5 protein-coding genes are annotated in these 15,537 nt (G+C 54.2%); 2 read left to right on the forward strand and 3 right to left on the reverse strand.

What is annotated here, in order from left to right; all coding sequences use genetic code 11:
• Positions 1-380 precede the first annotated feature (380 nt).
• The 3 genes from ACT6PV_RS14360 to ACT6PV_RS14370 form a co-directional block, all read right to left on the reverse strand.
• The gene (locus ACT6PV_RS14360; protein ID WP_445116944.1) at positions 381-809 is read right to left on the reverse strand and encodes a hypothetical protein; all 429 of its coding nucleotides are present in this window, start codon (positions 807-809) and stop codon (positions 381-383) included.
• Between the two features lie 171 nt (positions 810-980).
• The gene (gene tpgA / locus ACT6PV_RS14365) at positions 981-1,793 is read right to left on the reverse strand and encodes a trimeric autotransporter adhesin/peptidogylcan-associated protein TpgA (RefSeq protein ID WP_445116945.1); all 813 of its coding nucleotides are present in this window, start codon (positions 1,791-1,793) and stop codon (positions 981-983) included.
• A gap of 66 nt (positions 1,794-1,859) precedes the next feature.
• On the reverse strand, positions 1,860-12,695 hold the full coding sequence (locus tag ACT6PV_RS14370; protein ID WP_445116946.1) for an ESPR-type extended signal peptide-containing protein: 10,836 nt from the start codon (positions 12,693-12,695) through the stop codon (positions 1,860-1,862).
• A 477-nt stretch (positions 12,696-13,172) separates the two neighbouring features.
• On the opposite strand from ACT6PV_RS14370, the gene fmt reads away from it, so the two are divergent.
• Positions 13,173-14,135 (forward strand): methionyl-tRNA formyltransferase, encoded by a 963-nt coding sequence (fmt, locus tag ACT6PV_RS14375; RefSeq protein WP_445116947.1) that lies wholly within the window; start codon positions 13,173-13,175, stop codon positions 14,133-14,135.
• The gene (gene rsmB / locus ACT6PV_RS14380) at positions 14,132-15,448 is read left to right on the forward strand and encodes a 16S rRNA (cytosine(967)-C(5))-methyltransferase RsmB (protein WP_445116948.1); all 1,317 of its coding nucleotides are present in this window, start codon (positions 14,132-14,134) and stop codon (positions 15,446-15,448) included. Before fmt ends, rsmB begins: the two co-directional genes overlap by 4 nt.
• Positions 15,449-15,537 lie beyond the last annotated feature (89 nt).

Genomic DNA, 15,537 nt, shown 5'->3' on the forward strand with positions numbered 1-15,537 from the left:
TTTCTGTACTTTTGAATCATGGGTGGTTGTCCTGCCGTGCGGCGACATGAATGTCGCCGTTGGCGGACTTATTCAAACTTTCAAAGTAAAATGTGGCAATCAAAGCTTTTTTATAAGCAAACAACTCATTTTCTCATGCAATTGATTTAATTTAAAATATGAATCAAGAGAAATTATATTCATGTGTATGAGTTTTTTGACAAATTGGCTATAAATGAATGTGGTAACTTTATGGATGCACAGTAAATGTTGCCCAATCGGATTGATCCAGTTCAGCCTGCACACTGCCAGCCATAAAATCATGCAGACAGGAAACAGAACCTGCCGCTTTTCATCCACATTCAGTCATAAAAAAGGGCTTCCGAAGAAGCCCGTCCAATTTACTTTTGTTTGATCAGATACAGTGAAGTACAGCTTTTAGCTTCTGTATCGGTACAGATTTGGGCCGTATTGGCAGAGACCCATTTCAATGCCATATTCAGACTGGCATTGTTGTAATCTTTAGCCGCTTCAGCGCAGGATGCTTTTTTATTGTCCTGCAGCACTTTCAGTGAAAGTACGTCCAATGCCCGGGCATCTTTACTGTTGCGCGTCACCGCAAATCTTCCGGTCATATTCTTTTGTTTACTACTGTACTGAAACTGACCGGGTTTCTGGAATTGATAGACTTCAGTACATTTATTTTTTGCATTATAAATGGACCACGTCCCCCAGAAATCCTTATCCAGATTCATTTGTGTCTTTTCAAACGCCTGAACCTGTAACGCAAGACCCAGACCGGCAACCACCATCGCAATTTGTTTGAACATTTTAAATTCTCTTTATTTCAGTGCAGCTATTAAACAGCATTTTTAAACGGCTGTAAAAACCCATATGCTGTCACTCACAGATACACCTGTTGCCATCAACATCATTCCGGACAGGTAAATCATGCAATGGCTGGATACAGATGCTCCATTACCGCAACTGCTGTAACGTGCTTACCAGCTGATATTGACACGACGATTAGGTGCAAGACATTCCACCAGCTGAATGCGACGGTTTACCCCCGAACATTGCTGATAGGCACTGGTTTTATTCTTTGCTGTAAATTGTATCTGATCTGAATCAACCCCTTGCTCTACCAGCATTTGTGCCACGGTATGTGCTCGTGCTGATGACAGGCGCTGATTATGACTGAATGTTCCCAGTCGATCGGTATATCCGGCCACCTGAATCGTCCTGCTATGGTCCAGCTGTTTCAGCTGACTGGCGATTGCAGCAATACGTTCAGGATTTTTTACCCCATTTTTATCGGCACGATCAAAATAGAATAAAATACTGGCAGACTGGTCTGTTACAGGCAGGCTGTCTATTTCCCCGGTGGACTGGTTATTGATCCCCCAGCTCATTAACCCCTGACATTCCTCACCTTTCCAGTTCAGATTTTCCGATAAATATTTTTTATCAAAATCAATTCTTAACTGACAACGCTTATATTGCTGTGTTCCCGGCTGACGAATATCCAGTACATAGTTCCAGGTTTTGACGGCAAACAGTCCTTCAGAAAAATGCGGATTGCCCAGGATAAATCGAATCTGGTCCTTGGTCAGTCCCTTATCCAGGCGGGCAACCTGTTCATATTCGTAATGCTGCACCTGCTTTAAGTAGCTTTTTTCAATTTCAGGAAAACTAATTTCCTGAGATGCCTGCTCTGCTTCCGTCTGTGTTGCCATTTCTTCCACAGCATGACTTGTTGATATCGCCAGACCCGTAAGTACACTGAACATCACGATACTGCTGAATGTTTTCATTTTTATATCTCTCTGAAATAAAGGAAAAGATCAGGAAGATCCGCAGATCTTCCCGGTCTGGCAAAATCAGTCAATCACACCACTGATACCAATCCGCACACTTGGATCACCCTGGGATGCTGCTGCAACACCACCGGTCAACGACCAGCGACCGTTATCCGCAGTTTTACGCAGGGTCACACCCACTGCATTTTCACCGCCATGATAAGCAGCACCGGCTGAGTAAGTGTATTTACCCGGTATATAAGGTGCAGATTCCATGGCCATTGCAGCGGCAATACCGGCATTGGCTTTTCTCTCTACATCATTAATCCGGTGATTGGTGGAACGGAAGGCATCATCCAGTCGGTTACTGACATTATCAATCTTGGTATTTAATGTCTGATCCGCCTGATTCAGCGCATCGATTGCACCACCGACATTGTTATATGTTCCCGTACCCACTGCATACGATGGCGCAGTAAAGCTCTCAGTAATGTTGTTATAACCGGCACCACCGCCCAGATAGTTCACAACAGCTTCGTTGGTTGCGTTCAGCTGGCTGCCGTTGACTGCATCCTTAGAGGTGGAATTGACTGCACCATTGGCAACACCGGTCACGGTACGTTCTCCATCCGTACCGGCCACACTGACACTTTTACCGCCAGTATCCTTCGCGACGGTGACCTCGGCATTCGGACCCGCCTGCCGGACCAGACCCACACTGCCACTATTGATATCATTTTTAATATTGCTGATATCATTGGCATTATTGGTAATCTGCCCCTGCAGGTTGTCACGGACATTCGCAAGCTGGCCACCATTTATCGCATCCCTGGAGCCGGCTTCAACCTGTCCATTTGCAACATTGGAAATCTTCGTACCATCTGCGCCACCACCGAGTATGATGCTGTCCTTATTCACCGTACCGTCAGCATTTTTATCATATTGAACAGCATTATTGGCCAGGTTATTTACATTACTGTTTACACCTGAAATTGCCGTGTCCAATTGACCTTTATTGACTGCATCCGAAGTATCGACACCATCTGCAACGTTGCTAACCCGGGTATTTGCAGCATTAATGCCACCCTTCGTCACGCTCGGACCACCGCTGATGGCAAGTCCGTTATCATCCAGTCGGCTGGCACCTGCGGTCACGCTGTCCACAGTGATGTCTTTGTTCAGGGCAATCGCGGCCTGACCCTGGCTCACCGTCGTGGTCAGGTTGCTGTCACCCACAATTGCAAATTCGGAACCCAGCGGGTTCACTGAGCTGCCGGTCCCGGCATCCTTAAAGGTCAGCGGCTGATTCACTGCCGTGTTCAGGCTGCTGATCGCATCACCCACGTTGTTCACGGCCGTTGTGCTGCCGGCGTCATTCGGGTTGCTGGTCACGGTGTAGGACGGGGCACTCACTGTACCGGTATTCCGGTCATACTCCGCACCGCCGCCCAGGTTCGCTGCAGTGCTGTTCCCCAGTGCATCGCTCTTGTCGCTGCCCGCCTTGCTCACCGCAGTCAGCTGGTCAACGTTCACCGCGTCCTTGCCGTCAACACCGTCCTTCACGTTGCTGATGCCGGTGCCGTTGGCGTTGATGCCGTCCTTGCTGACGGTGACGCCGCCAGCATTCAGGCCATCCCTGCCGACAGTCACTGCACCGTCATTGACATTCAGGCCGTTCGCACCATAAACGCTGGTATCCGTGCCGTCGGTCACTGTGGTGCCGTCCGCTGTCAGGGTTGTGAGCTTGCCATCCGCTCCCGTCACCGTCGTGCCCTTGCCGTCCGTCACCACGCTGTTGCCGTCTGCATCCACCGTTTCAACACTGTTCAGGCCTTTCAGGTCCTTATTCAGGGTCAGCGTTGCCTTGCCCTGCTCAACCGTGCTGGTCAGGTTGCTGTCACCCACAATTGCAAATTCGGAACCCAGCGGGTTCACTGAGCTGCCGGTCCCGGCATCCTTAAAGGTCAGCGGTTTGTTCACCGCCGTGTTCAGGCTGCTCAGTGCATCACCCACGTTGTCTGATGTCTTCGATGTACCCGTGGTCGGATCCGTGGTCACGTAGCTCGGCGCCGTGATTGCACCCGTCACCGGATCATAGCCCGATCCGCCGCCCAGGTTCGCTGCAGTGCTGTTCCCCAGCGCATCGGTCTTCGCGCCGCCCGCCTGGTTCGCTGCATCCAGCTGGCCCTTGTTCACTGCGTCCTTGCCGTCAACACCGTCCTTCACGTTGCTGATGCCGGTGCCATTCGCGTTGATGCCGTCCTTGCTGACGGTGACTCCGCCCGCATTCAGACCGTCCTTGCCGACCGTCACTGCACCGTCATTGACGCTCAGGCCGTTCGGACCATAGACGCTGGTATCCGTGCCATCGGTCACTGTGGTCCCGTCCGCCGTCAGCGTCGTGAGCTTGCCATCCGCTCCCGTCACCGTCGTGCCCTTGCCGTCCGTCAATACGCTGTTGCCGTCTGCATCCACCGTTTCAACACTGTTCAGGCCCTTCAGGTCCTTATTCAGGGCAATCGCGGCCTGACCCTGGCTCACCGTCGTGGTCAGGTTGCTGTCACCCACAATTGCAAATTCGGAACCCAGCGGGTTCACTGAGCTGCCGGTCCCGGCATCCTTAAAGGTCAGCGGTTTGTTCACCGCCGTGTTCAGGCTGCTCAGTGCATCACCCACGTTGTCTGATGTCTTCGATGTACCCGTGGTCGGATCCGTGGTCACGTAGCTCGGTGCCGTGATTGCACCCGTCACCGGATCATAGCCCGATCCGCCGCCCAGGTTCGCCGCAGTGCTGTTCCCCAGCGCATCGGTCTTCGCGCCGCCCGCCTGGTTCGCTGCATCCAGCTGGCCCTTGTTCACTGCATCCTTGCCGTCAACACCGTCCTTCACGTTGCTGATGCCGGTGCCATTCGCGTTGATGCCGTCCTTGCTGACGGTGACGCCGCCCGCATTCAGGCCGTCCTTGCCGACCGTCACTGCACCGTCATTGACATTCAGGCCATCCGGACCATAGACGCTGGTGTTCGTGCCATCGGTCACTGTGGTCCCGTCCGCCGTCAGCGTCGTGAGCTTGCCATCCGCTCCCGTCACCGTCGTGCCCTTGCCGTCCGTCACCACGCTGTTGCCGTCTGCATCCACCGTTTCAACACTGTTCAGGCCTTTCAGGTCCTTATTCAGGGTCAGCGTTGCCTTGCCCTGCTCAACCGTGCTGGTCAGGTTGCTGTCACCCACAATTGCAAATTCGGAACCCAGCGGGTTCACTGAGCTGCCGGTCCCGGCATCCTTAAAGGTCAGCGGTTTGTTCACCGCCGTGTTCAGGCTGCTCAGTGCATCACCCACGTTGTCTGATGTCTTCGATGTACCCGTGGTCGGATCCGTGGTCACGTAGCTCGGTGCCGTGATTGCACCCGTCACCGGATCATAGCCCGATCCGCCGCCCAGGTTCGCCGCAGTGCTGTTCCCCAGCGCATCGGTCTTCGCGCCGCCCGCCTGGTTCGCTGCATCCAGCTGGCCCTTGTTCACTGCATCCTTGCCGTCAACACCGTCCTTCACGTTGCTGATGCCGGTGCCATTCGCGTTGATGCCGTCCTTGCTGACGGTGACGCCGCCCGCATTCAGGCCGTCCCTGCCGACCGTCACTGCACCGTCATTGACATTCAGGCCATCCGGACCATAGACGCTGGTGTTCGTGCCATCGGTCACTGTGGTCCCGTCCGCCGTCAGCGTCGTGAGCTTGCCATCCGCTCCCGTCACCGTCGTGCCCTTGCCGTCCGTCACCACGCTGTTGCCGTCTGCATCCACCGTTTCAACACTGTTCAGGCCTTTCAGGTCCTTATTCAGGGCAATCGCGGCCTGACCCTGGCTCACCGTCGTGGTCAGGTTGCTGTCACCCACAATTGCAAATTCGGAACCCAGCGGGTTCACTGAGCTGCCGGTCCCGGCATCCTTAAAGGTCAGCGGTTTGTTCACCGCCGTGTTCAGGCTGCTCAGTGCATCACCCACGTTGTCTGATGTCTTCGATGTACCCGTGGTCGGATCCGTGGTCACGTAGCTCGGTGCCGTGATTGCACCCGTCACCGGATCATAGCCCGATCCGCCGCCCAGGTTCGCCGCAGTGCTGTTCCCCAGCGCATCGGTCTTCGCGCCGCCCGCCTGGTTCGCTGCATCCAGCTGGCCCTTGTTCACTGCATCCTTGCCGTCAACACCGTCCTTCACGTTGCTGATGCCGGTGCCATTCGCGTTGATGCCGTCCTTGCTGACGGTGACGCCGCCCGCATTCAGGCCGTCCCTGCCGACCGTCACTGCACCGTCATTGACATTCAGGCCATCCGGACCATAGACGCTGGTGTTCGTGCCATCGGTCACTGTGGTCCCGTCCGCCGTCAGCGTCGTGAGCTTGCCATCCGCTCCCGTCACCGTCGTGCCCTTGCCGTCCGTCACCACGCTGTTGCCGTCTGCATCCACCGTTTCAACACTGTTCAGGCCTTTCAGGTCCTTATTCAGGGTCAGCGTTGCCTTGCCCTGCTCAACCGTGCTGGTCAGGTTGCTGTCACCCACAATTGCAAATTCGGAACCCAGCGGGTTCACTGAGCTGCCGGTCCCGGCATCCTTAAAGGTCAGCGGTTTGTTCACCGCCGTGTTCAGGCTGCTCAGTGCATCACCCACGTTGTCTGATGTCTTCGATGTACCCGTGGTCGGATCCGTGGTCACGTAGCTCGGTGCCGTGATTGCACCCGTCACCGGATCATAGCCCGATCCGCCGCCCAGGTTCGCCGCAGTGCTGTTCCCCAGCGCATCGGTCTTCGCGCCGCCCGCCTGGTTCGCTGCATCCAGCTGGCCCTTGTTCACTGCATCCTTGCCGTCAACACCGTCCTTCACGTTGCTGATGCCGGTGCCATTCGCGTTGATGCCGTCCTTGCTGACGGTGACGCCGCCCGCATTCAGGCCGTCCTTGCCGACCGTCACTGCACCGTCATTGACATTCAGGCCATCCGGACCATAGACGCTGGTGTTCGTGCCATCGGTCACTGTGGTCCCGTCCGCCGTCAGCGTCGTGAGCTTGCCATCCGCTCCCGTCACCGTCGTGCCCTTGCCGTCCGTCACCACGCTGTTGCCGTCTGCATCCACCGTTTCAACACTGTTCAGGCCTTTCAGGTCCTTATTCAGGGCAATCGCGGCCTGACCCTGGCTCACCGTCGTGGTCAGGTTGCTGTCACCCACAATTGCAAATTCGGAACCCAGCGGGTTCACTGAGCTGCCGGTCCCGGCATCCTTAAAGGTCAGCGGTTTGTTCACCGCCGTGTTCAGGCTGCTCAGTGCATCACCCACGTTGTCTGATGTCTTCGATGTACCCGTGGTCGGATCCGTGGTCACGTAGCTCGGCGCCGTGATTGCACCCGTCACCGGATCATAGCCCGATCCGCCGCCCAGGTTCGCTGCAGTGCTGTTCCCCAGCGCATCGGTCTTCGCGCCGCCCGCCTGGTTCGCTGCATCCAGCTGGCCCTTGTTCACTGCATCCTTGCCGTCAACACCGTCCTTCACGTTGCTGATGCCGGTGCCATTCGCGTTGATGCCGTCCTTGCTGACGGTGACGCCGCCCGCATTCAGGCCGTCCCTGCCGACCGTCACTGCACCGTCATTGACATTCAGGCCATCCGGACCATAGACGCTGGTGTTCGTGCCATCGGTCACTGTGGTCCCGTCCGCCGTCAGCGTCGTGAGCTTGCCATCCGCTCCCGTCACCGTCGTGCCCTTGCCGTCCGTCACCACGCTGTTGCCGTCTGCATCCACCGTTTCAACACTGTTCAGGCCTTTCAGGTCCTTATTCAGGGTCAGCGTTGCCTTGCCCTGCTCAACCGTGCTGGTCAGGTTGCTGTCACCCACAATTGCAAATTCGGAACCCAGCGGGTTCACTGAGCTGCCGGTCCCGGCATCCTTAAAGGTCAGCGGTTTGTTCACCGCCGTGTTCAGGCTGCTCAGTGCATCACCCACGTTGTCTGATGTCTTCGATGTACCCGTGGTCGGATCCGTGGTCACGTAGCTCGGTGCCGTGATTGCACCCGTCACCGGATCATAGCCCGATCCGCCGCCCAGGTTCGCCGCAGTGCTGTTCCCCAGCGCATCGGTCTTCGCGCCGCCCGCCTGGTTCGCTGCATCCAGCTGGCCCTTGTTCACTGCATCCTTGCCGTCAACACCGTCCTTCACGTTGCTGATGCCGGTGCCATTCGCGTTGATGCCGTCCTTGCTGACGGTGACGCCGCCCGCATTCAGGCCGTCCTTGCCGACCGTCACTGCACCGTCATTGACATTCAGGCCATCCGGACCATAGACGCTGGTATCCGTGCCATCGGTCACTGTGGTCCCGTCCGCCGTCAGCGTCGTGAGCTTGCCATCCGCTCCCGTCACCGTCGTGCCCTTGCCGTCCGTCACCACGCTGTTGCCGTCTGCATCCACCGTTTCAACACTGTTCAGGCCTTTCAGGTCCTTATTCAGGGTCAGCGTTGCCTTGCCCTGCTCAACCGTGCTGGTCAGGTTGCTGTCACCCACAATTGCAAATTCGGAACCCAGCGGGTTCACTGAGCTGCCGGTCCCGGCATCCTTAAAGGTCAGCGGTTTGTTCACCGCCGTGTTCAGGCTGCTCAGTGCATCACCCACGTTGTCTGATGTCTTCGATGTACCCGTGGTCGGATCCGTGGTCACGTAGCTCGGCGCCGTGATTGCACCCGTCACCGGATCATAGCCCGATCCGCCGCCCAGGTTCGCTGCAGTGCTGTTCCCCAGCGCATCGGTCTTCGCGCCGCCCGCCTGGTTCGCTGCATCCAGCTGGCCCTTGTTCACTGCATCCTTGCCGTCAACACCGTCCTTCACGTTGCTGATGCCGGTGCCATTCGCGTTGATGCCGTCCTTGCTGACGGTGACGCCGCCCGCATTCAGGCCGTCCTTGCCGACCGTCACTGCACCGTCATTGACATTCAGGCCATCCGGACCATAGACGCTGGTATCCGTGCCATCGGTCACTGTGGTCCCGTCCGCCGTCAGCGTCGTGAGCTTGCCATCCGCTCCCGTCACCGTCGTGCCCTTGCCGTCCGTCACCACGCTGTTGCCGTCTGCATCCACCGTTTCAACACTGTTCAGGCCTTTCAGGTCCTTATTCAGGGTCAGCGTTGCCTTGCCCTGCTCAACCGTGCTGGTCAGGTTGCTGTCACCCACAATTGCAAATTCGGAACCCAGCGGGTTCACTGAGCTGCCGGTCCCGGCATCCTTAAAGGTCAGCGGTTTGTTCACCGCCGTGTTCAGGCTGCTCAGTGCATCACCCACGTTGTCTGATGTCTTCGATGTACCCGTGGTCGGATCCGTGGTCACGTAGCTCGGCGCCGTGATTGCACCCGTCACCGGATCATAGCCCGATCCGCCGCCCAGGTTCGCTGCAGTGCTGTTCCCCAGCGCATCGGTCTTCGCGCCGCCCGCCTGGTTCGCTGCATCCAGCTGGCCCTTGTTCACTGCATCCTTGCCGTCAACACCGTCCTTCACGTTGCTGATGCCGGTGCCATTCGCGTTGATGCCGTCCTTGCTGACGGTGACGCCGCCCGCATTCAGGCCGTCCTTGCCGACCGTCACTGCACCGTCATTGACATTCAGGCCATCCGGACCATAGACGCTGGTATCCGTGCCATCGGTCACTGTGGTCCCGTCCGCCGTCAGCGTCGTGAGCTTGCCATCCGCTCCCGTCACCGTCGTGCCCTTGCCGTCCGTCACCACGCTGTTGCCGTCTGCATCCACCGTTTCAACACTGTTCAGGCCTTTCAGGTCCTTATTCAGGGTCAGCGTTGCCTTGCCCTGCTCAACCGTGCTGGTCAGGTTGCTGTCACCCACAATTGCAAATTCGGAACCCAGCGGGTTCACTGAGCTGCCGGTCCCGGCATCCTTAAAGGTCAGCGGTTTGTTCACCGCCGTGTTCAGGCTGCTCAGTGCATCACCCACGTTGTCTGATGTCTTCGATGTACCCGTGGTCGGATCCGTGGTCACGTAGCTCGGTGCCGTGACCGTACCCGTCACCGGATCATAGCCCGATCCCCCGCCCAGGTTCGCCGCAGTGCTGTTCCCCAGTGCATCGGTCTTCGCGCCGCCCGCCTGGTTCGCTGCATCCAGCTGGCCCTTGTTCACTGCGTCCTTGCCGTCCACACCGTCTGCAACATTCACCACTTTCTGGTTGTTTGCATCAAAGCCGTTTGCCTTCACCTGGCCTGCAAATACCGGTGCATCCACAACATTGTATTTGTAGCTGTTGGTGGCAGGGTCATACACCGCTTTGGTATTGGTCCCGTCTGCAAAGTTGACGGTTTCTCCCAGCTTGACATTATCTGCCGTACCGCCATTGGCACTGAAATTCAGGCCCTTGTCTGCGGTTGCCTGGGCAGCAACGGCTTTTCCATCCGCTGTCGCTGCATTGGTTACTGCGGTATTCGCTGTGGTTTGCGCAGCATCTGCCTTCGTTCCTGCAGTGTTGGCCGTAGTCTGAGCGGCATTGGCTGCATTCTGTGCCGTGGTGACATTCTGGTTGGTGGTGTTCAGCTGACCGCCATTGACTGCATCTTTTGAATTGGCTGCAACAGTACCGTCTGCAACATTCACCACTTTCTGGTTGTTTGCATCAAAACCGTTTGCCTTCACCTGGCCTGCAAATACCGGGGCATCCACCACATTGTATTTATAAGTGTTTGTTGCTGCATCGTAGACCGCTTTGCTATTGGTCCCGTCTGCAAAGTTGACGGTTTCTCCCAGCTTGACGTTATCTGCCGTACCGCCATTGGCACTGAAGTTCAGACCCTTGTCTGCGGTTGCCTGAGCGGTATTTGCCGCTGTCTGGGCCGCAACGGCTTTTCCATCCGCTGTTGCTGCGTTGGTTACTGCGGTATTCGCTGTGGTTTGCGCAGCATCTGCCTTCGTTCCTGCCGTATTGGCGGTAGTCTGAGCGGCATTGGCTGCATTCTGTGCCGTGGTGACATTCTGGTTGGTGGTGTTCAGCTGGCCGCCATTCACCGCATCCTTTGAATTGGCTGCAACAGTGCCGTTTGCAACATTTATCACTTTCTGGTTGTTTGCATCAAAACCGTTTGCCTTCACCTGACCTGCAAATACCGGGGCATCCACCACATTGTATTTATAAGTGTTTGTTGCTGCATCGTAGACCGCTTTGCTATTGGTCCCGTCTGCAAAGTTGACGGTTTCTCCCAACTTGACGTTATCTGCCGTACCGCCATTGGCACTGAAGTTCAGGCCTTTGTCTGCGGTGGCCTGAGCCGCAACAGCTTTCCCATCCGCTGTTGCTGCATTGGTCACTGCTGTATTCGCTGTGGTTTGTGCAGCATCTGCCTTCGTTCCTGCCGTATTGGCGGTAGTCTGAGCGGCATTGGCTGCATTCTGTGCCGTGGTGACATTCTGGTTGGTGGTGTTCAGCTGGCCGCCATTCACCGCATCCTTTGAATTGGCTGCAACAGTGCCGTTTGCAACATTTATCACTTTCTGGTTGTTTGCATCAAAACCGTTTGCCTTCACCTGACCTGCAAATACCGGGGCATCCACCACATTGTATTTATAAGTGTTTGTTGCTGCATCATAGCTTACCGTTGTATTGCTACCATCGGCCAGCGTAACAGTTTCACCCAACTTCAAATTGTCAGCTGTACCCGTATTCGCACGAAAATTTAAGCCCCTGTCCGCCGTTGCTTGAGCAGTATCCGCCTTCGTTACTGCTGTATTCGCTGTAGTTTGAGCTGTCGCTGCATTGGTGACTGCGGTATTTGCTGTAGTTTGAGCTGCCGCTGCATTGGTTACTGCAGTATTTGCTGTGGTTTGGGCTGTCGCTGCATTGGTGACTGCGGTATTCGCTGTAGTTTGCGCAGCATCTGCCGTATTCTTAACAACCGTTAATTGAGAAACCGTCACTGCATCCTGTGCTGCTGCACCATCAGCAACATTCTGAATACGTCGATCACCTACAGCGACAGATCCTTTACTTGTAGGAGCGGCCTGATTCGTTAAATATGAATTCCCCGTCAACGCGCTGGTCACAGAGCCAGCCCCTAATGCCACACTATTGTCTATTGTCGCTGACGCCTTACTTCCCAATGCGATTGCATTATTTGCCGTTGCCTGGGCGGCACCACCAAAAGCAATCGAGTCAGCTGCTGTAGCCGCAGTTTGTCCAACTGATTGATAGGTTGGAGTATTAAGTGTATTCGGTGCGCCAATTGCAATAGCACGGTCCCCACTTGCTGTGGCGGAGTGTCCTATCGCCAATGTACCCGGCCCTGTTGCGACAGAGACATTCCCCAGTGCTTGTGCGTAATTCCCTGTTGCCGCTGATTGCCGACCAATAGCTAGCGCGGTCTCCCCTGTTGCAACAGCTGTCCCCCCTATAACCACACTAGAGCCGCCTATCGCTTTGGCCTGAGTACCCAATGCTATTGTTGTTGGAGTTCCAGCTGTTGCTCCAGTGCCAATTGCAACCCCTCCACCACTTGCAAGGGTATTAGGACTCCCATTAAAAGCGACACCCGCAACATTGCCAGTTGTGGTGCTGTTATTCGCTGGATTTCCTCTGTCTATCAAACTGGTATTTATGCCCGTTGTGGTTGTACCACATCCAATCGCTATAGCGCGATCATTTGAAGTTGATGCCTGAGTACTAGCCGTAGTACAACTGGAAATTGCCGTCCCCCCTCCCGACGCCGCACCACCGTCTATCCCAGACGCAGCAAATGCGCCCGGCGCAAAACTGATCATCCCCACTACACCGGCTACGGCACTGACTTTCACAGATTTTGTTGTAGATCTCGTTTTCGTTTTAGCCATTTCAGAAACTGCAACCCATGCACCCAGGGTTGTACTCCAAATGACCTTATAAATCTTATTCATTCTTTATTCCTCTGTAGGGGAGCCGGCGACAACAGAACTCTGAAAACGCCTATAAAATACACAAAAAACCAAGGTACTTTAACAATTCCATCACATAAAAATCAACATTTTTTGTGATGCATTTCTCTTTTTAGCCTGTATAGACTACTTAAATGACAAAAATATGAAATGTATTTTGCCTGAAATATTTAAATATTAATTGACAATAAATTCAATTAATTACCATAATCATGCTTTTTTGTTTAATTTCACTTACTGATGTGGAGTGCCTATTGTGCTTTTGACAGATGCTGGCAATTGTTTGTCATATCCGAAATATTTTTTCCAACACCATTTATCAACAATAAATTACAGACCGCTTTTATATTGCTACAGTTCCCGCTTAAAACATGAAATAAGTAAGACCAGGCTTTAGTCACAGCATCCTGTCTCCGGCTTTGCTATACTTACCGGATGTTGTTGGATTAGAGTCTGAGTTTGAAAATTATCTTTGCCGGTACGCCTGAGTTTGCAGCAAGTGCGCTGGCTGCACTGCTGAACACCCCCCATGAAATTGTCGCAGTCTATACCCAGCCTGACCGTAAAGCCGGGCGTGGCCAGAAACTGACTGCATCTGCTGTGAAACAACTGGCACTGCAATATCAGCTACCGGTCTACCAGCCATTACATTTTAAAGCATCCACAGAGGAAGGCCTGGCCGCTCAGCAACAGCTGGCAGCATTGAATGCAGATGTCATGGTGGTGGCTGCCTACGGATTAATTTTACCTCAGACTGTACTGGACACGCCGGTATATGGTTGTCTGAACATTCATGCTTCACTGTTGCCACGCTGGCGTGGTGCCGCTCCGATCCAGCGGGCAATTGCCACCGGCGATGCAATAACCGGTGTAACCATCATGAAAATGGCAGCCGGGCTGGATACCGGGGATATGCTGTATAAAACCCACTGTCCCATCACGGCTGAAGATAGCTCAGCAAGTCTGCACGACAAACTGGCCCATCAGGGTGCCGAAGCAATCTGTACGGTACTGGAAACAGAAGCCAGCTTAGAGCATTATCTGGCCAGTCGTGAAGTTCAGAATGAAGCCCTGACCGTCTATGCCCATAAACTTTCCAAAGCAGAGGCAAAAATTGACTGGTCACGCTCCGCCACTGAACTTGACCGGACCATCCGGGCCTTTAACCCCTGGCCTGTTGCCTTTACCCTCATGAACGAAACCAGTAATTTACGGGTCTGGAATAGCAACCTTTCTTCGCAGAAAGCAGACCATGCCGTTGCTGGAGAAATTGTCAGTATTAACAAACAGGGGGTTCATGTTGCCTGTGCTGACCAGACAGTGATTTGCCTTACCAGTCTGCAGTGGCCCGGCGGTAAGCCATTAAACGCCACACAGATTTTACAGAGTCACAAATTAGCCCCAGGTCAAATTCTGCTATGAGTCAGCCCACCCAGTCCGGTTTTTCAAATAAACAACTTAACCTGCGTGCCCAGGTCGTGCGGACCCTGGTGAATGTCCAGCAGGGTCAGTCACTGGCTGCTATTCTGCATCAGCAACTTGATCAGGTCATGGAACGTGATCGGGCACTTTTTCATGAATTAATCCTTGGCACACTCAGGCAATGGTACAGCTTAAAGTCAATTACACTCCCGCTGCTGGTGAAACCCTTAAATAATGAAATGGTGGAAAGCTGTCTTTATCTGGGGCTGTATCAGATACTATGTACCCGGATCCCGGCACATGCAGCCATTTCAGAGACAGTCACTGCGGTAAAACAACTCGGCTTTGCGGCGCTCAGCGGAGTAGTGAATGCCATTCTGCGTCGTGTTTCACGTGAAACGTCTGAATTCAACACTGCACTTGATGCAGCACATGGCCTGCCCAGCTGGCTGGCCAAACGCCTGAAAAAAGACTGGCCTGAACATTTCGACGCCTTAAGCCATGAACTTAAGCAGACTGCCCCATTGACCCTGAGAGTGAATCAGACTCAGGTCAGCCGTGAAGAATACCTGGAGATCCTGGATGATGCAGGCATTGAAGCATATGCCTGTGAATTGTCCCCGGTCGGCATCACGCTGGCTCAGCATGCACATATTCCGTCTCTGCCGGGGTTTGCTGCAGGTGGTTTCTCGGTTCAGGATGAGCATGCACAGCTTTGTGCCCAGCTACTGCCTGAGCTGAATGATAAAATCGTTATTGATGCCTGCGCTGCGCCCGGAGGTAAAACGGCTCATCTGCTGGAGAAATATCATCCACAGCAATTGCTTGCCATTGACCAGGACGGTAAACGTCTGAGCCGTGTAGCTGAAAATCTGGAGCGTTTATTGCTGCAGCGTGAACAGGTCAGACTGGTTACAGCAGATGCAACCACATGGCAGGCAAAACAACCTGCTGACTGCATTGTACTGGATGCACCATGCTCGGCAATCGGTGTCATCCGCCGCCACCCGGATATCCGTTTATTGCGTCAGTCCACAGATATTGCGCAAACCATTGCACTGCAAAAACAGATTCTGAACAATATGTGGCAACAGTTAAAGATCGGCGGGACATTGCTGTATATCACCTGCTCCATCCTCAAGGCGGAAAATGAACAGCAGATGGTCCATTTTTTTGCTGAACATGCAGATGCCCGTGAAGTGAAGATTGAAGCCGACTGGGGGCTGACACAAATACACGGTCGTCAGCTGCTGCCCGAAACCGGCTATGGCGATGGTTTTTATTATTGTCGTATTCAGAAAATCAAGTCATAAAAAATGTAAAGGCATGTAGTTACTTTTGTTCTGGCAAAACCAACCCGAACCATTGGCTGGACTGTGCTATAAGAACCCGGCATCAGTCC

Source organism: Acinetobacter sp. WZC-1, from assembly GCF_052544965.1.

Bases quoted from the DNA above. Each gene is read 5' to 3' on its own strand.
- rsmB (WP_445116948.1), top strand. From the start codon at position 14,132: ATGAGTCAGCCCACCCAGTCCGGTTTTTCAAATAAACAACTTAACCTG.
- tpgA (WP_445116945.1), bottom strand. From the start codon at position 1,793: ATGAAAACATTCAGCAGTATCGTGATGTTCAGTGTACTTACGGGTCTG.
- ACT6PV_RS14360 (WP_445116944.1), bottom strand. From the start codon at position 809: ATGTTCAAACAAATTGCGATGGTGGTTGCCGGTCTGGGTCTTGCGTTA.
- ACT6PV_RS14370 (WP_445116946.1), bottom strand. From the start codon at position 12,695: ATGAATAAGATTTATAAGGTCATTTGGAGTACAACCCTGGGTGCATGG.